We start from the raw sequence: 21,511 nt of genomic DNA on the forward strand, positions 1-21,511 counted from the left end.
CTATTTACCTACTTGCGTAACCGGAATGCGCAGCGCTTTTGGCAAGCTAAAGGTCACGTTTTCTTCGATACCTGACAGCTCACTTGGTAAATCTCCGCCCCAATCTTGCAATTGTTGTAGCACTTCTTGGATTAATATCTCAGGTGCAGACGCGCCAGCAGTAACGCCAACACTTTGAATGCCAGCAAACCAGTTTCTATCCATCTCAGTAGCGTTATCAATCAGATAGGCACGGCAATCCATACGCTCAGCCAACTCACGCAAGCGATTAGAGTTTGACGAGTTTGGCGAACCAACCACCAACACCACTTCACAACGACCGGCTAAATCTTTGACCGCATCTTGGCGGTTTTGGGTGGCGTAGCAAATATCGTCTTTGCGCGGGCCTTGAATGCTGGGGAATTTTTCACGCAGCGCATCAATAACGCGCGCGGTATCATCCATCGAAAGAGTCGTTTGGGTTACAAAAGCCAAATGCTCAGCGTTTTGCACATTTAAAGCCTCAACATCGCTTTCATTTTCGACCAAATGAATTTGCCCGCCGTGGCGACGATTGAAACGCCCCATAGTGCCTTCAACTTCAGGATGACCTGCGTGACCAATTAATACTGCATCCATCCCGTCTTGGGCAAATCGAGCCACTTCGATATGCACCTTAGTGACCAGCGGACAAGTGGCGTCGAATACGGTCAAATCACGGCGCTCTGCTTCATCTTCGACCGCCTTTGAGACACCATGCGCCGAGAAAATCACGATTGAACCATCCGGCACTTCGTGCAGCTCTTCGACAAAAACCGCGCCGCGATTGGCCAAATCTGAGACCACAAATTTGTTATGCACGACTTCATGACGCACATATATGGGTGGCTCAAAACGTGTCAATGCTTCGTTCACTATCGCAATCGCGCGATCCACACCAGCACAAAATCCACGTGGATTGGCAAGATAAATTTGCATAAAAGGGCCTATCATTAGATAATTTATGGTTACAGCTTAACGTCAAACTGCTTAACCTCAAAACTTGGAATAACATCCATGCTCTACTTTAGCATAATTTGCTTTTATTGCCTTTGAAAATAGCCATGTTTCAAATCAACTGAGCATTAACGTTCATTGACACAGCGCCTTTTAGTGCAAAAACAGACAATAATTAAGATTAAGTGCTAAAAAGCTTGCGCGAATTAAATAAAAGCGCGCCAAGCAGTTTATAATGACGTATCACTGAGAAATCAATACAACTTTATAGCGCCATACTCGATGGCGTTTTTTGTTTTTACCAGTTTTTAACACTTTACTAAAACGATTTCTGCTTTTTTGCAGCACATATTTCTCTAGCTCATATTTTGTTAATACATCCTTCATTAGAATGCACTCCATTAGGAAAAACCGTATGACAGGTTCATTATTTATTATTACCGCCGCCTCAGGCACGGGCAAAACCTCACTGGTCAAACAGCTACTGGCCACCACCAACGACTTGACCGTTAGCGTATCGCACACCACGCGTGCGCCGCGTCCCGGTGAGATTGATGGTCAGCATTACCATTTTACCGACGTTGATAAATTTGTCACGGCTATCGGCGAAGGCAAGTTTTTAGAGCATGCCGAAGTGTTTGGCAATTATTATGGCACGTCAGAGCAAAGCGTACGCGCGCAGTTGGAGGCAGGCGTCGATGTTATCCTTGAGATTGATTGGCAAGGGGCGCTACAAGTCAAAAAGATATTTACCGATGCGACGATGATTTTTATTTTGCCGCCAAGTTTAGCGACCTTACGTCAGCGCTTATCGACGCGTGCGCAGGACAGCATGGAAGTCATCGAGCAGCGCTTGGCGGGCGCGGTCACGGAGATGGCGCAATATGTACATTTTGATTTTGTGGTGATTAATGACAATTTTGAAGTGGCGTTAACCGAGCTAAAAGCCATTATCGTCGCCGATAGACAAACCCTTAAACGCCAGCAGCAGCGCTATCATCGCACTATTGCCAATTTGCTAAATAGCCAAGTCGACGAATAAGCAAAGAAAACCTAGGGGAAAGAAGGTTTAAAAGTGAAAAATCTCGATTTTCGTATAACTAACAGTAGATATAAAAAGCAACTACGCGCCTAAGCAAAAAATGCTATAATGTCCAGCTATCCCCCTTTTATATTTTTGATATTATTTTTATTGAGTAACGGACAAGCGCCGTGACTGATAAAAACAACCGAGGTAGCTATTTATGGCACGAGTGACGATTGAAGATTGTTTGGATAATGTTGATAATCGCTTTGAGCTGATTTTGGTCGCTAGTAAGCGCGCCCGTCAATTGGCCAAGGGTATCGCTGAGCCGATGGTTGACGTCGATAATGACAAGCCTACGGTATTGGCATTACGTGAAATTGCTGCCGGCAAAATCACCCGTGATATTTTAAACCAGCCAGAGCATAACTTTGCGACAAGCTCATTAGATTTGGCTTTGTCGGGCGATCATAGCTTTTAATACAGAGCTGTTTTTAGTAAAGCCTAACTTTTAGCAATAAGCACGACCACTTTATTCCGTGCTGACATTACTAAAAGATAAGAACCACAGCATCGGCTGTGGTTTTTTGGTTATGAAACGACTGATAACACCAAACGCTTGCCAATTTTTGCGACCATTTATAGCGAAAATCATACCACTCAGGTAGAATTTTTTATTTTCTGCCTGACTTACGCGCATAAGAGTTGACATTGAGAACGATTTACGATTAATTAGAGGGTGGTCTGCCCTCTTTTCGCTTTGTGCGTTTTAAGTTAGTATGCTTTGACCTAATAGCTTACTCTTTTGCATAACCGCCGCTTATTCATCCAGCTATCATTTACCCAACAGTCCTGAACCCATTAAAAGTCCGTAGCCGACGAACCGTCCTGAACTGATAAATAGGTATTGGAAAATAGGATTACCACCTTATGACTCAAACCTTGCCCAAACTCAGTCATCCTTTAGTTGATGATGCTCAATACAACCTGCTGCGCTCAGTAGGTTATCTCACTGCGGCTGAACGTAGTGATATTATTGATGCCTGTGAGTTCGGTGATATAGCGCATATCAAAGATAAGCGTAAATCAGGGGAGCCTTATATCACGCATCCGATTGCCGTCGCCGAAATATTGGCAGGCTTTCGCTTGGATCGCGATACCATTATTGCAGCAATCCTACATGATACGGTCGAAGATACCGAGGTTAGCGCTGATGATATTGAGCAGCGTTACGGTAAAATAGTGGCAAGACTGGTCGATGGCGTGACCAAATTAAAATCTTCAACCCATAACAAGCAAGAAAACAAAGCCGCCACCTTTCATAAAATCTTGACCGCTACCCTTGCCGATCCGCGCGTCTTGATTATTAAACTAGCCGACCGCTTGCATAATATGTCGACGCTCGATGCGGTACGTCCCGAAAAACAGCGCACCACCGCGCAAGAAACCTTGGATTTTTATGTACCCTTTGCGCGCTTGATGGGGCTCAATGACATTGCCGATTATATCGAAGTGCTTTGTTATCGTAATCTTGATTCTGATATGTATAACAAGCTGTCTGATAAGCTGCTGCAACATGGACTTGGGCGTAATTTTCAAAGAGAAGCCATTCATCGCTACTTGAGCATTGTGCTAAATAACCTTAATCTTAATGGCATGGTCAAAGTTTTAGACAATCGCGTGGTTATCTTCCGCCAATTTTTCCGTAATCGCGGTGAAATTAATGCGCTATTACGCCATTATGCGTTTGAGATAGTGCTTGATAACATCGAAGCTTGTGACAAGCTTGCTTATTATCTGATTAAAAAATACCAGATTGATGACAGTCATATCGCTGATAATATTCGTCGTCCGCTGCCCGGTGGCAATCAGTCGCTCACCCTTATTTATGAGCGTGACAATGACTTTGTTAAAGTCACCATTTTAACCAAGCAAATGCAAAACGCGGCAAGGCTTGGCGTTATTGGTGCCGAACACGCCTCCGATGTTAGCCAGTCGGTTATTCAAGCATCACTGCGTAATATGAAAGATTTGGTCGACGAAGACACGTTAGATGCCGACAGTCCTGATTTTTCCGCAGCCGTTTCTACTATTAATGAGCTGATGGATTATCTACACTCGAGTAAAATCATCTGCTACAGTCCACAAGGCCGCGCTTATGAGCTGCCACAAGGTGCCACAGCGCTAGACTTTGCTTACGCCGTCGGCCCTATGGTTGGCAATGTTGCGGTCGGTGCCAATGTCGATAACAAGCATGCAAAGCTTGGTACGGTACTGAAAAACGGGCAGTTGGTCGAGATTGAAGTCAACAGTCATTCTGAGCCAAAAGCGGAATGGCTCGGCTTTGTGGTGACCAATAAAGCCCGCGTGGAAATTTTACGTTGGTTTAAAGACTTATCGCCCGCCGATAAACAGCATCATGGCAGACAAGCCCTAGACCGAGCCCTAAAAACGTATCAGAAAAGCCTCGACGATTTGACCGAAAGTGATTGGAAAAACTTAACTGAATGGCGCGGTCTGACAGAAAAAAAATGCCCTGTTTGAGCAAATTAGCTCAGGCACGTTGCTGCCGCAACTGGTGGTCACCCGTTTGTTTAGCGATGAAGTCAGTGATATGCAGTCGCAAGAAAGCGTTGATGATATGACCCAACCGCAACAATTGATTGTCAACGCTTCAGGTGTTGAGCTTGATTTTGCCAATTGTTGTCATCCGATTTATGGTGACCCTATCGTTGGCCATTTATCACGTCATGGTCTGGTTGTACATCGCCATAAGTGCTTTTCGTTAGACGATATACGTAAAGACAACCCTTATCAAGTTATCCAACTGCGCTGGCGTAATGATAAAGCCATTAAACAAGGCGACTCATCCGGGGAACATAACAGCAAAATTCGCTTCCCTGCTTATCTCAAACTCTCAATCGCCCTAAGCGACGAGCAAATCAGTGAAGTGATTTATCATCTGCGCCAGTTAAATATCGGGGTCGAAAAGGTCGACGTGCGTAGCAGCGACACTATTATTCATATCGTCGTGCGTAGCCGTAACCATTTGGCACAAGGCATTCGCGAGTTGCGGTCGCTACTTGGCTTCCCCAATATTATTAGGCTTTATCAATTATAAAAGCCGTTAAAATACATGTTAAAATCTATCCCTTTTAAAACCATTCAATGTTGAACATTTATTATCGCCTGAAATTTTTGGCCAACTTTTTAACCAAAAAAACATCATAAGGAAATCATATGACCCGTCAAACCATTCAAACCGATAAAGCCCCAGCCGCCGTTGGTACCTATTCACAAGCGGTAAAAGTAGGCAATACTGTTTATATCTCCGGTCAACTGGGCTTTGATCCTGATACCATGGAGCTAAAAGAAGGCTTTGAAGCACAAGCCAAGCAAGTATTTGCAAACATCAAAGCCATCTGTGAGGCGGCCGGTGGCAGCTTAAATGATGTGGTCAAATTCAATGTCTCTTTGACCGATTTAAATGACTTTGCGGCGCTAAACGACGTATTTGTCGCTAACTTAAGCGAGCCATATCCTGCCCGTGCAGCGGTGCAAGTCGCCGCGCTACCTAAAGGCGGCGTGGTTGAAATTGAATCTATCATGTATATTGAATAAGACGATTATTGAGCGTTACTGGTTTATAGTAAATAATAATAAGCTTAGCTTCATGCTAAGCTTATTTGTCTGTGCCTTTTTATATTGCTGTTGATGTTTTTACTCTCTATTCATTCGATAAAAGACTGCGAAGCCCAGCTATGTTGCTACAAGTTGCCCTACCCGTGCCCCTTTATCGGGTATTTGACTATCGCTTGCCAGCAGATACGCCGACGTTGCCAAACGGCGCTGCCATGGCTGCCATGCCGCTACCACCGATTGGTAGCCGTGTTGAGGTACCTTTTGGTCGTCAAACCTTAATCGGTATTGTCATTGCTCATATTGAGGAAGCGGCTAGCGACGTTCCCATCAACAAGCTCAAACCTATTAATAAATGCTTAGATGCTGAGCCCATTTTAGATGCTAGCATGCTAAAGCTCGCGCATTGGCTGGCGCGTTATTATCACTATCCACTCGGTGACGTGTTAGCGGTGATGTTGCCAACTCTCGTACGCCAAGGTAAGCCGTTAGATTTATTGACTACCCATTGGCGGATTTTACCGCACGTCACTGATACTGACTTTCATAGCAATGCCAAAAAGCAGAAACAACAGTTTGAGATGCTTAAGTTACACGGCGAGCACGGCGCTAGTGAAGACGTATTATTATTAGAAGGTATGCAGCGACCTTTCTTAAAAGCGCTAGAAGAAAAAGGGCTTATCGAGCGCTATATTGAAGCCAAATCTGCGCCCGCACCCGTTACTTTAGCAAAAATGCCGCTTGATCTAAATGAAGAGCAACAGCTTGCAGTCGATGGCATTATTGCTGCGCATGAAAATAAGCAATATACGGGGTTTTTATTAAATGGCATTACCGGTAGTGGTAAGACTGAAGTCTACTTGCAGGCGATGCAAGCGGTATTAGAAGCTGGCAAGCAAGTATTGATACTGGTACCAGAAATTGGACTGACGCCGCAAACACGCGCGCGCTTTGCCAGTCGCTTTGCCGCTCATATAGTCTTATTACATTCGGGTATGAACAATACCCACCGCCTGCAAGGTTGGCAAGACTGCCGCACTGGTCGCGCGCAAATCATTATTGGCACGCGCTCAGCGGTGCTGTATCCGTTTGCGAATTTGGGCTTAATTGTCGTCGATGAAGCGCATGATGGTTCTTATAAACAGCAAGATACGTTGCGCTATCATGCTGCTGACGTCGCGCTGTATCGCGGCCTGCAAGCCAATATTCCCGTCGTACTTGGTACTGCGACTCCTTCGCTTGAGCATCTAAAACTGGTCGATGATGGCAAGCTTATCGAATACCAACTGCAAACTCGCCCTGGTAACGCCAAACCTGCAACCATGCAGCTGATTGATGCACGCCAGCAAAGCACCCATCAACAGACGACAGACGAAGGCGCACGTTATGATACCGGACTAACCGATGCGCTGATTGGGGCGATACGGCAAACGCTAGAAGCGGGCGACCAAGTATTGATATTTTTAAATCGCCGCGGCTATGCGCCCGTTTTGCTATGCGAAGCGTGCGGTTGGCAAGCCGATTGCCCGCGCTGTGATGCGCATTTGACCGTGCATTATAATAGCCAATCGCAATCCAATTCCTATTCAAACAGCCCTTATTTAAAATGCCATCACTGTGATTGGCAAGCCTATATCCCAGCGGTTTGCCCTGATTGTGGTAGTCAAAATTTGGACGCCAAAGGTATCGGAACGACGAGGCTAAGCGAAAATTTGCATGCAATTTTTGCCAATCCGCAAACCAGCAAAGAGTTGTACCCTATTATCCAAATCGATCGCGATACTACTAGAGGTAAAGATAGCTGGGAGAATATTTATCAGCGTATCAATGAAGGCAAACCTGCCATCTTAGTCGGCACGCAAATGGTCGCCAAAGGTCATCATTTTCCCAACGTCACGCTTGTCTGCCTGCCTAATGCCGATCGCGGTTTTTTGTCCGCCGACTTTCGCTCGCCAGAGCATACCGCCCAGCTCATGATTCAAGTGGCAGGCCGTGCTGGTCGCGGGGACAAATCGGGGCGCGTGCTTATTCAAACGCTGCAACCCGATAATGCGCTGTTATTAAAATTGGTAAAAGACGGTTACTTATCATTCGCACGTGAGCTATTGCAAGAGCGTAAAATGATGGGCTTGCCGCCGCATAGTTATGCTGCCCTAATACGCTGCGAAGGTAAAACGTTAGCTGCCACCACGCAAGCGCTAAAAGATGCCGTTGGTATTCTTCCAAATGCTCATAATCTTGCTGTTCTCGGCCCTATCGATGCGCCGATGAGTAAAAAGAACAGTCGCTACCACGCGCAATTACTGCTATTAGGCAAAGACCGACAGCAATTACATAGGGTACTCAATCACTGGTGGCAACCTGTACTTGCTTTGCCAAGCGCCAAATATCTAAAACTGACCTTAGATATCGACCCTGTCGGCTGGTAAACGTTCAATCTTAAAACACACCTCGCCAGTTTTAATTATCTCTCTATATATTGCTGTCAATAAAGAACGCTAGCCAAAATTCGCCTTATATCGTTTACTGCCTAGATACAGCAAGCCTTTAGTAAATGTGCTAAATTCTCTATAACTGTCTGGTTATGAACAGCAAGTCCAACTTTATAAGCAATTAAAGCTTTATAAACCCTCTATTTCACCTTTTATTATCCCGAGTATTGTTATGAATCAAGAGCGCCCGAAATCTAAGCAACATGACCATTCTTATCAGAATGCGGCGATTGATACCCATAAACATGCTCAAAATCATGCAGATAATAGTAATATTCAAGACAGGTATACCAAGGATAATCAACACCATCATGACCACGATGAGCATCTAGAAGAGACGGTTGCACCGCGCGACACCAAGGGTTATCAGCGCACTTTGCTGTTTAGCTTTATCATCATTACAGGCTATATGTTTGTCGAAGCCATTGGCGGCTGGCTCACGGGTAGTTTGGCGCTGCTGTCTGATGCTGGTCATATGCTCAGTGACGCGGTAGCGCTTGGCGCGACGTTAATGGCCTTTAAAATTGGTGAAAAAGCCGCCACCCATCAAAAAACCTTTGGCTATAAACGCTTTGAGATTTTGGTGGCGACGGTCAATGGTGCAACGCTGGTTATTATTGCCATCATGATTTTTTATGAGGCGATTAAACGCTTTAACTCGCCGCCTGAGATTGCGACCCAAGGGATGCTTATTGTTGCGACCATTGGTATGCTGGTCAATATTGTGGTCGCTTGGCTGATGCATCGCGGCAGTCGCGGCACTGATACGCATGGGCATGCACATAGTCATAGCCATGGCGACAATCATGTACAGCAAGATGGACAAGCTGAAGCTAAAGCACCAGTTAATTTAAATATGCAAAGTGCTTATTTGCACGTATTAAGTGACTTAATGGGTTCGGTTGCCGCTATCGTTGCCGCGCTTTTGATGATGAGCTTTGGCTGGGTTTGGGCAGATGCTGCAGCGTCGGTCATTGTCGCCATATTGATTTTATTTAGTGGTTATCGCGTGGTACGTGATTCGGTACATATCTTGATGGAAGGCACACCAGAAGGCATATCGCTGGTAGAGGTCGAAGATAAACTACTTACCCATCCACAAGTTCAAAAAATCCATGACCTACATGTTTGGAGTATCACCAGCGGTCTCAACGCCCTATCGTGTCACGTGGTCGTCGATGGTGAAATGAGTATTTATGAATCGAGTATCTTGATTGCCAGTTTAGAGCAGAGCCTTCTTGAGCTTGATATTCATCACGCAACGATACAGGTTGAAAGCTTAGCGCATCCGCAAACCAAAACCCATAGCGACGCCTTAGTCTGCGATATCTCCCAGCAGGCGACTGATAGCAATAGTCATATTGGTCACAACCATTAGGCATAAGACATTAAATATTAAATCATATAATTATCAATTAAAACGTCGCCCATCTGGGTTCTAGCTATAAGCGACGTTTTGTCAAATAGTGCTTTATGAAGTAATGGCAATAACGCAGCACAAAACAAACGAACCAAACTGCTGTTATGAGCCAAATACTCAGCCCCAGTCCCAACAGCGTCATGCGAATCCAAAAATCTAGCGCGCCGTCCATAAACTGTGGCAGATAAACCGGTCCCATATTTGACGCCAGTAGCAACCAAAATCCAAATACTAGCGCCAATCCTGCACCGGTAATTTTTAAAACCACTCTACTAATATTTTTTAATAAGCTCCGCCGATTATGATGATTTAGGAAGTATTTAGAGCCATTATCCATAAAAACAGCGCCTAAGAAAGAGAGTTAATTTTAAATAAGCTTATATCAGGCGGCTTTTTTCATTGTAATAGGATGTTAAAAATCATGGGAAATTTAACCGCGTCGCCATATTTTTTATCTAAATTCTGTATACTTAAAGCTGAAACGCCTAATTTGCCACTACTGGATTATTTTCTGCCATGTCGAGACGCTCAGCTCCTTTCGTCGCTCCAAGCTACATTGATGACCCTATCTCAAGCGAGGGTAAAAAGCATGCCAAAGCATTGCTATCGACGCTGCAAGAAGATATTGCCAGCTTTCGAGATGAGCAGTTTCCGCCTGATATTTTGCGGCAAATTCGTGATATGCCGATTTATGAAGGCAATTTAGCCGAAGTCCAAGCTTATCAGCAGCGTTGGCACAATCTGCTTGAGCGTGCGATGGCTTTTTATCCGGCGGCCAATCTACCGCCCGATTACCTGCCGTTACCTGCCAGCCTTGAGATACCGCAATTTATCTACCATGTACAAAGGTTACATCTGACCAAGACCCGTGCCAAAGAATCCAAAAGCTTTGGCTCGGTCGGTGCGCTGACCGATAAATGTGGCGATTACAGCGCCGATGAAATCTCCCGTATGAGCGCCGTATTTGACAATGATGATGAGGCACGTTTGGTGGCGCATCGTGAATTTATTGATTTGCGCGCATATGTATTTTGCCGTGATGCCAAGGGCGAGATGCTAGAGCCTGAGCGCGTACGCTTTTATCGCACGGGGCTTATCGTTCATGCCCTGCCTGATTTTAAAATCGTCGATAGTCGCCAGACCCCACGTAAGCGCCGTAACGATGCTTATAGCAATCCGCTGGCAGACAATGGCGTATGGAAGATTTATCGTAAAAAATAAACGATGTTCAAAATTTTTGACTATTGATCTACACTGTTTTACTGCTTATTTTATCGTTACCGCTAAGGATTCCAGATGCTCGCTGCCGCCGCCGGCTCACCAAACTTGATGTTACAAGCTACAATTTTCTTGGGAGCAGCGCTGCTGTTTGTACCACTCGGCAAGCGTTTCGGTATTGCGACGGTGTTAGGGTATCTGATTACTGGCTTGATATTGGGTCCCAGTGGTTTAGACGTTGCAGGCGACGCCGAGAGCTTATTGCACTTTTCTGAGTTCGGCGTGGTCATGCTGTTGTTTATCATTGGTCTTGAGTTGCAGCCTTCACGATTATGGGCGCTACGGCGTTCGATATTTGTCCTCGGGGGCTTACAAGTCGGTCTGACAGGCACGCTATTGATGTGGCTGTTACACCAGTTTTTTACCTTGCCGCTTGATACCGCTTTTATCGTTGGCTTTGGTTTAGCCTTGTCGTCGACTGCCTTTGTGCTACAAATCTTGACGGAAAAACAGCAGCTTTCTAGTACCCATGGCCGTGAAGCCTTTACCATTTTATTATTCCAAGATATTGCCGTTATCCCTTTGTTAGCCGTCATTCCGTTTTTATCAGGGGTGCGCGAGCAAAGCTACGATTTGATTTATTTTGGCAAGGTCTTTGCCGTTTTTGCCGGACTTATCTTTGCTAGCCGTTATATCATCCGCCCTTTCTTTAAATTTGTGGCATCTAGCGGCGCCTCAGAACTTTTAACCGCCGTCGCTTTATTTATCGTCATGGGCGTGTCTATTTTAATGGGACAAATTGGCCTATCGATGGCATTGGGTGCGTTCTTGACTGGCGTATTGCTGGCGGATTCTGAATATCGTCATGAGCTAGAAGCCAGTATCGAGCCATTTAAAGGCTTGCTGTTAGGGCTGTTTTTTATGTCGGTCGGCATGCTCACCGATGTCAAACTCATCTTAGCAAAGCCTATCTTTATCATCGGCTGCGCTATGGCGTTGATGGTGATTAAATTTGCGGTGATTACCGCCATTGCAAAAGTATCGGGCAATCGCTGGCCGACCAGTATTCGTTTGGGAGTTACCCTCGCTCAAGGTGGTGAATTTGCCTTTGTTTTATTCAGTGTGGCAAGCGCGCAAAATGTATTGCGTCCTGAGCTTGGCAACACCCTAAACCTTATAGTCACCATCTCTATGGCGCTCACGCCACTGGCATTTTTACTCTTAGAAAAAATCGGTGAACCGCTCTTTGCCAAAAGAAAACCCAGCCGCGAGTACGATACTATTCCTGATGACGGGCATCAGGTAATTATTGCTGGTTTTGGGCGTGTGGGTCAGATTATCGGTCGGGTGCTGCGTATGCACAATATCGAATTTACAGCGATTGAGCGCTCGGCAAATCGCGTCGATTTCGTGCGTAAATTTGGTAACCAGGTCTATTATGGCGATCCAAAAAATCCCGAGATACTTCGCGCCGCCGGTATCAAAAAAGCACGCGTCTTTATTCTCGCTATCGACGATGTTGAGCGCTCTATCACCACCGCTCAATATTTGCGTAAAAACTATCCTGATATGATCGTCTTAGCACGCGCCCGTGACCGCCAGCATTATTACCGTTTGCGTGAAGTCGGCGTCCGACATATTTGGCGTGAGACCTATTTATCGTCTTTAGATATGTCGCGTGAATCATTACAACTACTAGGTATTTCAGCAGAAAAAGCGCGCGAGACCGTCCAAACTTTCCGTGATTATGATGATGATTTGATCGAGCGCCAGCAAGCGATCTATGACGACGAAGCCAGTATGATTGAATCGGCACAATCAGCCATAGCGGAGCTTGAGAGCTTATTTGATGAAGATATCGATAAAGCCCGTAAAATGGATTTAACGGACTTTTATGACGCGCTAAAAAGCCAATCCATACCCGCTGATGAAAAAGACAATCTGACCGCCGATTCTAAAAACTAACGGCTATTATTCTTTTATTGTTGGTTAATCTTCGCTACAACCTTTAGGTGCTTGCCTTTTATTTAGCGAGGTCGTACAGCGCCAATTATCGCTATCGGGCAGATGATAAAAAACCAGCGTCTGCTCATTTAAATAACGTAATGGAAATTTGACGTTTTGAATGGTAGCGATAACTGCGCAATCGGTGTTTGTCACGCCAGCAGCTTTAGTATCAACTGCGATATTGACTTGCTGTGTACCCATATCTAAAGGCAGATTAAGCGGACACTGTCCTGTTTGCCGATAGCTAAGCGCCACACGATTTTGTGCCGTTTTAGCAGTATCGTAGGTATCAAATAACACTTCATTTTCTTTAGGCTTAGCGACAATGGGTAAAAACTGTACCTTTATTACCATTAACGCAAAAGCAAAAAATCCAAAGCCTAAGCCCAAGCCAAATAGACTGACCCCGCCTTCCTTTTTTAAATGCGCTTTTTGCGCCGCTTCATCGCGTGGATAATCATTGATAGCATCCGCAATCTCGCGCCGTGCCATGCGGTAATAATAAGCATCCGTCCAACGTGCCACCATAAACGACCAAAACAGCCAAATCAGCGCCGCAATAGCGACCCGTATGCTCATCTGATACGCATCGGCAATAAAAGGCATCGCCACAAACTCAAACGCTACCAGTATCAGCGCCACATTCAGTTGAATAAATGACCAACCTGCGACACTATATACAATCGCATCCATATAGCGCTTGCGATACAGCAGCCAAGGAAAGGTGACAAAGAACGCCGCCCAGTGCCATTTAGGCGACAGGTAGCCTTGTTCATCAAACTCCTTAAAGCGTTTAAGATAATACGACTGGCTACGCTGACTGATAAACCATTTATCCAGTTGTTCGCGTTTAGCAGCGCTCAGCTGTTCTTGATAAAACGGTGGCGGCGAATCCGTCTCGATAAATAACATGGTGATAGGCCTTACTGATTATTAAGCATAAATATTAACGCGCGGATTTGTATATCGTTTTTTTATCCAACGATTCTGATTAAGTGGTTATTTTTAAACCCTTATTTTTAAAACATGCTGGCTATATGATAACGCCAAAAGCCCTGCGTAGAAAACCCATATATATGAAACCTATATATACAAACAGCCTATAAAGTTATAAGCGTTATGGCGGGTGCGCTAAAACTGTATTGTGCGTTCACAGTGGTGACGATTTCACTTATAATGAGGCAACTTTATCTACTTAATTAAGCTTTGTTAATCCTATGAGTCAACATCCTAAGCACAATGACATCAATAGTAGTGGTAACGATACGACTGATGCGCAAAACCCTAATCCCGCTGATACCATGAACACCGAAATGCAAACCGCTTCTAACATCAATACTGATAGCGTTAATACTGATAACGTGGATGTGGATACTGATGCCAGCAGTCAGACTGAAGAGTCAACTGACAAGCACATTCGTATCGTTAATACCTTTATGAAGCGCCGTACGCACATGAATAAGAATGCCGAGCTAGCACTGACTGCGCCAGAGTTTGCGCATTACTTGGTCAATAACAGTTTCGGAGATGGCAATCTTGAGGGCATTAACGATTTACGCGCGTTATTTGCAGATAGCCCGAATGGCAGTGATGCGCCGCTGACTTTAGAGATTGGTTTTGGCCTAGGCGATTCGTTTATCGAGATGGCCGCCGCAGAGCCGACGCGCAATTTTGTTGGTGTTGAAGTCCATGAGCCAGGTATCGGTAAATGCGCCTATATGGCAGGGACGCAAGGGTTAACCAACGTTAAAATCATCAACGGTGATGCCATCCAATTGCTCAAGCAGCTACCAGAAAACCATATCGACCGCATTCAGCTTTACTTCCCTGATCCGTGGCAAAAAAAGCGCCACTACAAACGCCGCTTTGTCAGCCCTGAGCGTATGGCGATTGTTACGCGCAGCTTAAAGCAAGGCGGCTGGTTCCATACGGCGACCGATTGGGAACATTACGCCTTTTGGATGCTCGAAGTCTTAGATGCTTTTGCTGGACTGACCAATCAAGCAGGCGCTGGTAATTTCACCGACCGTCCTGACTTTCGTCCAATGACTAAGTTTGAGCGCCGCGGTTTAGAGCGCGGACACGGCGTTTGGGATTTGATCTATATCAAGGATTAGGCCTGGTAGCGTAACCCTAGCATTCCTGCACGATAGCGGCTAAGATACTAATAACGTACTTAGCCGCTTTTTATGCCAATTCATTTTTCCGCTTTTAGCTGAATTTTGCTACTTTTAGCATAGCCCTTGACATATAAGGCTTTGCATGTCGTTTTCAAGATGTTTAGCCATTCAAGGCTGTTATTGAATTCCCTGTAGGCGCAGGCATTATGTGAAACATAGGCGTAACAGAACAATTTTTTTATTAGATTTAAAGTTGCAAAAATAGAAATCATCAATATTTCGCCTCTCCCTCGGATTTCATGTCTGCGCAAACATCGGTAACATAAGGGTTTGCGGAGTTCTCCCCATAAGCTGTGGATAACCCTGTGTATAAGTCGCTACTTGACAAGCATTTCCTTAGATAGCTTAAAGGGTTAGGTAAAATCGTTCATTTTTTGTACAATTTTAAAAACCTTATAAATCAGTAGCTTACGACGTATTTGAAAGATAAATAATATATTTTTAATTTTTTTCAAATTAATTTAAAGCCTATCAATGTTTCACAACCTACAAATAAAAATACTTTTTTTATTGTGGACAACTCATAAAACTATTGACAAATCATCCGTTTATCACGTCCAAAACTATATGCAAAGCATGACTATTTCATAATAAAAGCAGGACAATAATAGGCGACATTAACTGTCGTTTAGCCGCTTACTACGCTAAATATTGGGCTTGGTATTTGTTATAATAGTCTTATCTAAACAATAGCGATATAACACAGGATAGCGCGACCAGTATCGCAAAGATAAACCTACAGCCATCGTTATAGCAAATGAGCATTAGCGTCTATGAACTTTTTTTTGCTTTTATCATGATTCGTTTTTACTGTATAGTAAGGTGATATAGCCGATATCACTGTCTTAAACCCACTATAACCCTCTACCTCAAACTTGCCAAATGTGTCGTTTACTGATGATGAAAGTCGTGAGTGATTTCACTAAGCAAGTCGTTATTTAACAAACGCTTTAAACCTATCGTTTTAAAAGCCACGTTTTACATAACTAAACCATCTTATATTTATTATTTTTCACAAGGAGTCCTACATGGACGAAAATAAAGCCAAAGCCCTCAAAGCGGCATTAGGTCAAATTGAAAAGCAATTTGGTAAAAACACTATTATGCATCTTGGTGACGAGTCAGCCACGCTTGACGCCGATGTGGTTTCTACCGGCTCATTGGGTTTAGATATCGCGCTTGGTATCGGTGGTTTGCCAAAAGGTCGTATCATTGAGATTTACGGTCCTGAAAGCTCTGGTAAAACTACTATGACCTTGCAAGCGATTGCCGAATGTCAAAAGCAAGGCGGCGTTTGTGCCTTTATCGATGCTGAGCATGCCCTTGACCCAGTTTACGCCCGTAAACTTGGGGTAAATACGGACGATTTACTCGTGTCACAGCCAGACAATGGTGAGCAAGCACTTGAGATTACCGATATGTTGGTGCGCTCAGGGGCAGTTGATATGATTGTCATCGACTCAGTCGCAGCGCTGACCCCGCGAGCAGAAATCGAAGGAGAAATGGGCGACTCGCACATGGGCTTGCAGGCACGTTTGATGAGCCAAGCACTGCGTAAAATTACTGGTAATGCCAAACGCTCGAACTGTATGGTGGTCTTTATTAACCAAATCCGTATGAAAATCGGCGTTATGTTTGGTAGTCCTGAAACCACAACCGGTGGTAATGCACTAAAATTCTATGCGTCCGTACGTATGGATATCCGCCGTATCGGGGCGGTGAAAAATGGCGATGATATTATCGGTAACCAAACCCGTGTCAAAGTCATCAAAAACAAAATGGCGCCGCCATTCCGCCAAGCTGAATTTGAAATCACTTATGGTGAAGGTACCAACCATCTAGCAGAAGTGATTGATTTGGGCGTTGAGATTGGCGCAGTTGGCAAAGCAGGCTCTTGGTACAGCTATGGCGATGAAAAAATTGGCCAAGGTAAAGCCAATTCGGTACTGTTTTTAAAAGAAAACCCTGCAATTGCTGAAGAGATCGAAGCTAAAATTCGGGCTGAAAAACTCGGAGTAGTCGACCCTAATAAAGCTCCAGACGAGGAAGATCCTGAACAAGACTTTGCTCCTGAGCCTGTGCAATAATAGATTTTTTGTAGAATATGATTGTCTATCATGATTGATTATGAAAATTAAAACCTTAGCTGAAATACTCGCTGAGTCGGAAGCCGATTCAGCGAGTGCTACTCCTGCCAAATCCAAAAAGTCTACCAAATCCTCTGAGTCTTTCAAACACACTCAGAGCTCCTATCCAGACAAGCCTAGAAAAACGGCTAAACGTACGACTTATATAAAAAAGGAAGCAACGCCTTTACAGGACGATGCTATAACGGATATAGACTCGCTTGTCTCTTCTTCCTCTTATAATAAAAAGCCTTCTAAAAACAAAAAGCGCAAAAAAAGCTTTCATCCAGCGGCAAATTTCATTCCTGAGCCTAATGACATACCTGCTTATCAGCCACCAGAAGCGCAAAGCATTAAACAGCTACTTGCCGAGGTTAAGCATGATGTTCATGATAGCGAAGATAATGAGCATACAGATAGCAATATTGCTAACGGTCATAGTGAATTAAACCATCAAGCTAATAATCAAACAGACAACCTACCTGCAGCGCTTAAAGCCTATTTGCGTACGCCTGAGCAACGGCAAGCGGATATCGACGCCATTAAAGCCGAAAGCCGTTTGCGCTGGTTGGCATTCTATTATTTGTCACGCCGTGAATACGGCAAAGCCGAGCTGAAACAAAAGCTGCTAGACAAAGAGCAAGACCCCGATAAAATCGATGCTCTACTTGATGAGTTTGCAGAAAAAGGCTATCAAAGCGATTATCGTACCACGCTGATGCTGATACGAGAAAATATCCGTAAAGGACGCGGACGCGCTCGTATTAAGCAAGAGTTCTATCATAAAAAGATAGCCATGCCTGGCAATATTGATGAGCTGATCGACATGGCCAATGCCGAATCGGAAGAATTTAGTGAATTTATCGATGAGGATACCGATAACTTAGTCGAAGGCGTCGATTGGCTAAAACTTGCGGTCACCGCCCGTACCAAAAAATATGGCGATGACATCCCCACTGAGCAAAAAGACAAGGCTCGCCAGCTACGATTTTTGCAATATCGTGGCTTCAATACCGATATCTGCTTTGAGGCGTTAAATTATACGTTAGATACCTTAGATGAGCGCTTTTAACCAATTTGAGCAAACTCATCGATGACTCATAATATTGTCAGTCTATTTATCAATAATAACCAAGCAGTTTCCACCAAATCAAACCAGCGCCTATCCATACCACAAGATTGACCACACTCATGATGGCGCCGATAATCCACCACTCTCCTAGGGTCACATAGCCCGAGTTAAAAATAACCGGCGCCGTACCTGTTGCATAATGGGTCAACGTCATCATGATATTGCCTGCTGCTGCTAAAATAAGCGCATATAACATTGGCGGCGCGCCTAGGCTTAACCCTACGGCATAAAAAGCAGCAAACAAGGCGGTAATATGGGCGGTGGTACTGGCAAAAAAGTAATGAATATACAAATAAACCAATGTTAAAATCACCACAGCGCCGATCCAGCCGACGCCTATTACGCCAATCATCGTTTCGATATTGCTTGAGAACCAGCTAACCAGACCCAGTTTATTGAGGTAAGACGCCATCATAATCAGGGCTCCAAACCATACGATGGTATCCCATGCTGATTTTTCTTTAAGCACGTCATCCCAAGTTAATACGCCTGTCAGTATAAGCGCCGTCAAACCGATAAAAGCAGTGGTTGTCGCATCGACACTTAATTGTTCACCAAAGATTAGTGCTGGAATATTGGCCCACAATATCAGCATCAAGGCAAAGACACCCAACATGATTTTTTCCTGCGTGCTCACCTGCCCCATCTCGCTTAGATTGTCTTTAGCAAACTGTTTGGCATCTGGGGTGACTTTGACATCGGGCGGATAAATCAGATAAATAACCAATGGCATCAATAGTAAACAGAGCATTCCTGGTATAAACATGGCCACTGCCCACGTCGTCCATGACAGCTGAATCTCACTCCCTGTGGCTTTATTGACCAAATCTACCACCAGTGGGTTTGGCGCGGTGGCGGTAATAAACATACCGGATGTAATCGGGTTGGCGTGATAATTCACCATCGCTAAATAACGGCCAATTTTATTTTGCGTGCCCTCTTCTGGCGTTGAATGAAAGCTTTGCGCAATTGACCGCATAATGGGGTGAATAATCCCGCCACCACGAGCGGTATTAGAAGGGGTAATCGGCGCTATCATCAGCTCCGCTGCGCTCAACGAGTAAGCAACGCCAATGGTCTTTTTTCCAAATATCGAGATGAAGTAATAAGCAATACGCCGACCCAAACCCGTTTTTATAAGTCCTCGCGATATCATCACCGCAATACCGATGAGCCAAATCAGTGGACTTGAATAGCTCGATAAGGCATCAGCGATGGCGTCTTTTGGACTGTCATTAGTCACCCCAGTCAGCGCCACCAACATAACGGCGATAATGGCAATTGCCCCGATGGGCAAGACTTTACCGATGATGGCCACAATAGTGGCGATGAATAAAGCCAGCATATGCCACGCTTCTGGTGTTACTCCATTTGGTACAGGAATCACAAACCAGATAATCAAACCAACTAAGATGGCAATTGCTGCTTGGATAGGCTTAAATGGCATGAGTAATATCCTTGTAAAATACTTATACCTTTATATCGCATGACTTTATATAAAGCTTTTTAAAGAAACTGGGTAATAACATGCAAAGCTATGAAGTAGCCTTAAATAAATTATACCGTTATCATAAATTTTTTGAATCTTCTTAGCGACTTTAGTCACGGTTCTTAACATATCTATTTTTTTAGCACTCAACTCACATAGAAAACTCTGCGCCCTTATCGCGTTAGAATGTAAGTATTTTTGCTAAGCTAAAACAAAAAAAAGAGCGCATGTATATGCACTCTTTTCTTAATGACGGAAAGGAAGATTTATAAAGGACAATTATTTTACTTTAATGTGCCTAAACGATTTGATAACTGAGTGATAATTTGGTCAATCTCTTCATTGGCTTCTGGCTCATTTTCCAAATTGCCATTTGGCGTTAATTGGTTCATAACCTCAGGCAGTAGCTCAGCCAGACTTTGGCGGACTTCCATCTCATTTGCGCCGGTATGCGCCGCTACCTGCTGAATCTCACTTTCATCAAATAAACGCGTGATCTCATTAGGATCAAGGTTATCATTGACTTCTTGGTTACTCATCCAAGAACGCGCTTGATTCTCATAGCCCATGCCAGTGATTTTTGATAAAGCGCCACTCAAACCACCATTGCGCTTAATCCAGCTGAGTACCATCGGCATCAATGCGGCGATCAGCATACCTTTACCACCAAAGCCCGCGCGCGAGGTTCGACCGCTACCCATTTGACCACTTAAGACGCTACCTAAAACATCGCCAAGTCCACCTGTGCCTGCGCTCATACCGCCGCGCTGGTTTGCGCCCGTAAGCCCGCCGATGATGTCATCTAAACCAAAACCATTATCTGCTGAGCGGCGCTCATACTGCTGCGGATTGTAAGGTGCGGGTTGATGACCGCCACCAAGTACGCTACCCAATATGTCACCAAGTCCGCCAGTGCGGCGCGGATTAATACGTTGGTTGACCGGATTGCGTTGTCTGTCCTCTGGATCCATGGCACTGCGCGCCACTTGACTGACTAAATTTCCTAATAAGCTCATGATATCGTCCTTTTATTATAAAAATGTATCGTCAAATATTTGATCTTCTTTACTCATCTAAAAATCTATTCGCCACGGATATGGCAAATCCTTAAATAATAAGATAGATAAGAGTTTGACGTTTATCTCCACTATAGCAAAACTTTTACTTAGCCTAGATAGACGTTTTGTTATGGCATGTAGCGGCATGTTAGTGATTGAAAGGATGAAATGAGAGGTAGGAAAAGATATATAAAGAATTGCACCATATAGATGACGCTACTTGTATTATTTTCTTAACGCATAGTCTTTATTTACGCAGTTTTGGCAGAAACGCTATTGGCTAAAATAGACAATTTGCGCCATTGCTCGGCGCTGACTTGATCCCGAAATATCGCGACTGCTAAAGGGCGCTGATAAGGTTCTTTGACAATAAATTTAAAACATATCACCCAAGAATAGCTGCTGACTGCGACCAGCTCAGCTTGCCACAAGTTATCGCCGCGACTGCTCCGCATCAGAAGTTGCCAATGTTGATAGATGCTCTTATTTAAGGGCGGCTGGCTTAGATGCAGTAAAATCGGTCGCGATAGCGCTAAATAGCTTAGGGCAGCGGCACTTACAATCAATATGAGTACATACTGCCACAACGCCAATGACGCAAGCGCTGCCAATATCAGCAGCGCACTGGCCAAAAGCAGATAAAACATCAAACGTATACGGCTCGCAGGCTGGATTGGCGCGTCGATACGTAAGGAGCTTAGCAATGTCATCGTTAGCATCCAAGCAGGATTTTATGTATTCAAACTTCTAT

At 44.5% G+C, this 21,511-nt stretch carries 16 protein-coding genes and 1 pseudogene; 11 read left to right on the forward strand and 6 right to left on the reverse strand.

Features of this window, described 5'->3' with window-relative positions; all coding sequences use genetic code 11:
- Window positions 1-957: a 4-hydroxy-3-methylbut-2-enyl diphosphate reductase gene (gene ispH / locus ACPEGP_RS06555; protein WP_191691044.1), complete on the reverse strand. Its 957-nt coding sequence runs from the start codon at window positions 955-957 to the stop codon at window positions 1-3.
- 433 nt (window positions 958-1,390) lie between these two features.
- On the opposite strand from ispH, the gene gmk reads away from it, so the two are divergent.
- The 6 genes and pseudogenes from gmk (at window position 1,391) to ACPEGP_RS06585 (ending at window position 9,508) form a co-directional block, all read left to right on the forward strand.
- A complete protein-coding gene (gene gmk, locus ACPEGP_RS06560; protein ID WP_144296645.1) occupies window positions 1,391-2,017 on the forward strand; it encodes a guanylate kinase in 627 nt (208 codons plus the stop codon).
- A gap of 202 nt (window positions 2,018-2,219) precedes the next feature.
- Window positions 2,220-2,480 (forward strand): DNA-directed RNA polymerase subunit omega, encoded by a 261-nt coding sequence (gene rpoZ / locus ACPEGP_RS06565; protein ID WP_068403827.1) that lies wholly within the window; start codon window positions 2,220-2,222, stop codon window positions 2,478-2,480.
- 449 nt (window positions 2,481-2,929) lie between these two features.
- Window positions 2,930-5,120: pseudogene (locus tag ACPEGP_RS06570) on the forward strand (RelA/SpoT family protein).
- Between the two features lie 119 nt (window positions 5,121-5,239).
- On the forward strand, window positions 5,240-5,620 hold the full coding sequence (locus ACPEGP_RS06575) for a RidA family protein (protein ID WP_191691038.1): 381 nt from the start codon (window positions 5,240-5,242) through the stop codon (window positions 5,618-5,620).
- A 140-nt stretch (window positions 5,621-5,760) separates the two neighbouring features.
- On the forward strand, window positions 5,761-8,067 hold the full coding sequence (locus ACPEGP_RS06580; RefSeq protein WP_423812953.1) for a primosomal protein N': 2,307 nt from the start codon (window positions 5,761-5,763) through the stop codon (window positions 8,065-8,067).
- Window positions 8,068-8,302: 235 nt separating this feature from the next.
- A complete protein-coding gene (locus ACPEGP_RS06585; protein ID WP_201589371.1) occupies window positions 8,303-9,508 on the forward strand; it encodes a cation diffusion facilitator family transporter in 1,206 nt (401 codons plus the stop codon).
- Window positions 9,509-9,572: 64 nt separating this feature from the next.
- On the opposite strand, the gene ACPEGP_RS06590 is transcribed toward ACPEGP_RS06585, so the two are convergent.
- The gene (locus tag ACPEGP_RS06590) at window positions 9,573-9,887 is read right to left on the reverse strand and encodes a hypothetical protein (protein WP_423812954.1); all 315 of its coding nucleotides are present in this window, start codon (window positions 9,885-9,887) and stop codon (window positions 9,573-9,575) included.
- Between the two features lie 179 nt (window positions 9,888-10,066).
- Here ACPEGP_RS06590 and ACPEGP_RS06595 point away from each other — a divergent pair, with 179 nt between their 5' ends.
- A complete protein-coding gene (locus ACPEGP_RS06595) occupies window positions 10,067-10,771 on the forward strand; it encodes a hypothetical protein (RefSeq protein WP_423812955.1) in 705 nt (234 codons plus the stop codon).
- A gap of 75 nt (window positions 10,772-10,846) precedes the next feature.
- Window positions 10,847-12,733: a monovalent cation:proton antiporter-2 (CPA2) family protein gene (locus tag ACPEGP_RS06600; RefSeq protein ID WP_423812956.1), complete on the forward strand. Its 1,887-nt coding sequence runs from the start codon at window positions 10,847-10,849 to the stop codon at window positions 12,731-12,733.
- A gap of 24 nt (window positions 12,734-12,757) precedes the next feature.
- Here ACPEGP_RS06600 and ACPEGP_RS06605 read toward each other — a convergent pair whose 3' ends face one another.
- On the reverse strand, window positions 12,758-13,687 hold the full coding sequence (locus ACPEGP_RS06605) for a DUF2628 domain-containing protein (protein WP_423812957.1): 930 nt from the start codon (window positions 13,685-13,687) through the stop codon (window positions 12,758-12,760).
- Window positions 13,688-14,076: 389 nt separating this feature from the next.
- On the opposite strand from ACPEGP_RS06605, the gene trmB reads away from it, so the two are divergent.
- From trmB to ACPEGP_RS06620, 3 genes are all read left to right on the forward strand, one after another.
- Window positions 14,077-14,892 (forward strand): tRNA (guanosine(46)-N7)-methyltransferase TrmB, encoded by an 816-nt coding sequence (trmB, locus tag ACPEGP_RS06610; protein WP_423814258.1) that lies wholly within the window; start codon window positions 14,077-14,079, stop codon window positions 14,890-14,892.
- 1,091 nt (window positions 14,893-15,983) lie between these two features.
- Window positions 15,984-17,042 (forward strand): recombinase RecA, encoded by a 1,059-nt coding sequence (gene recA, locus ACPEGP_RS06615; RefSeq protein WP_191691025.1) that lies wholly within the window; start codon window positions 15,984-15,986, stop codon window positions 17,040-17,042.
- Window positions 17,043-17,082: 40 nt separating this feature from the next.
- The gene (locus tag ACPEGP_RS06620; protein ID WP_423812958.1) at window positions 17,083-18,153 is read left to right on the forward strand and encodes a regulatory protein RecX; all 1,071 of its coding nucleotides are present in this window, start codon (window positions 17,083-17,085) and stop codon (window positions 18,151-18,153) included.
- A 49-nt stretch (window positions 18,154-18,202) separates the two neighbouring features.
- Here ACPEGP_RS06620 and ACPEGP_RS06625 read toward each other — a convergent pair whose 3' ends face one another.
- From ACPEGP_RS06625 to ACPEGP_RS06635, 3 genes are all read right to left on the reverse strand, one after another.
- On the reverse strand, window positions 18,203-19,660 hold the full coding sequence (locus tag ACPEGP_RS06625; protein WP_423812959.1) for an anion permease: 1,458 nt from the start codon (window positions 19,658-19,660) through the stop codon (window positions 18,203-18,205).
- 326 nt (window positions 19,661-19,986) lie between these two features.
- Complete coding sequence (locus ACPEGP_RS06630) at window positions 19,987-20,718, reverse strand: YidB family protein (protein ID WP_423812960.1); 732 nt, start codon at window positions 20,716-20,718, stop codon at window positions 19,987-19,989.
- A 293-nt stretch (window positions 20,719-21,011) separates the two neighbouring features.
- Entirely contained in the window at window positions 21,012-21,470 is a 459-nt protein-coding gene (locus tag ACPEGP_RS06635; RefSeq protein ID WP_288725928.1) for a hypothetical protein, read from the reverse strand.
- Between the last annotated feature and the right edge of the window lie 41 nt (window positions 21,471-21,511).

The organism is Psychrobacter sp. 219-2-C, from assembly GCF_049560815.1.
In the GTDB taxonomy this organism is placed as follows: domain Bacteria; phylum Pseudomonadota; class Gammaproteobacteria; order Pseudomonadales; family Moraxellaceae; genus Psychrobacter; species Psychrobacter faecalis.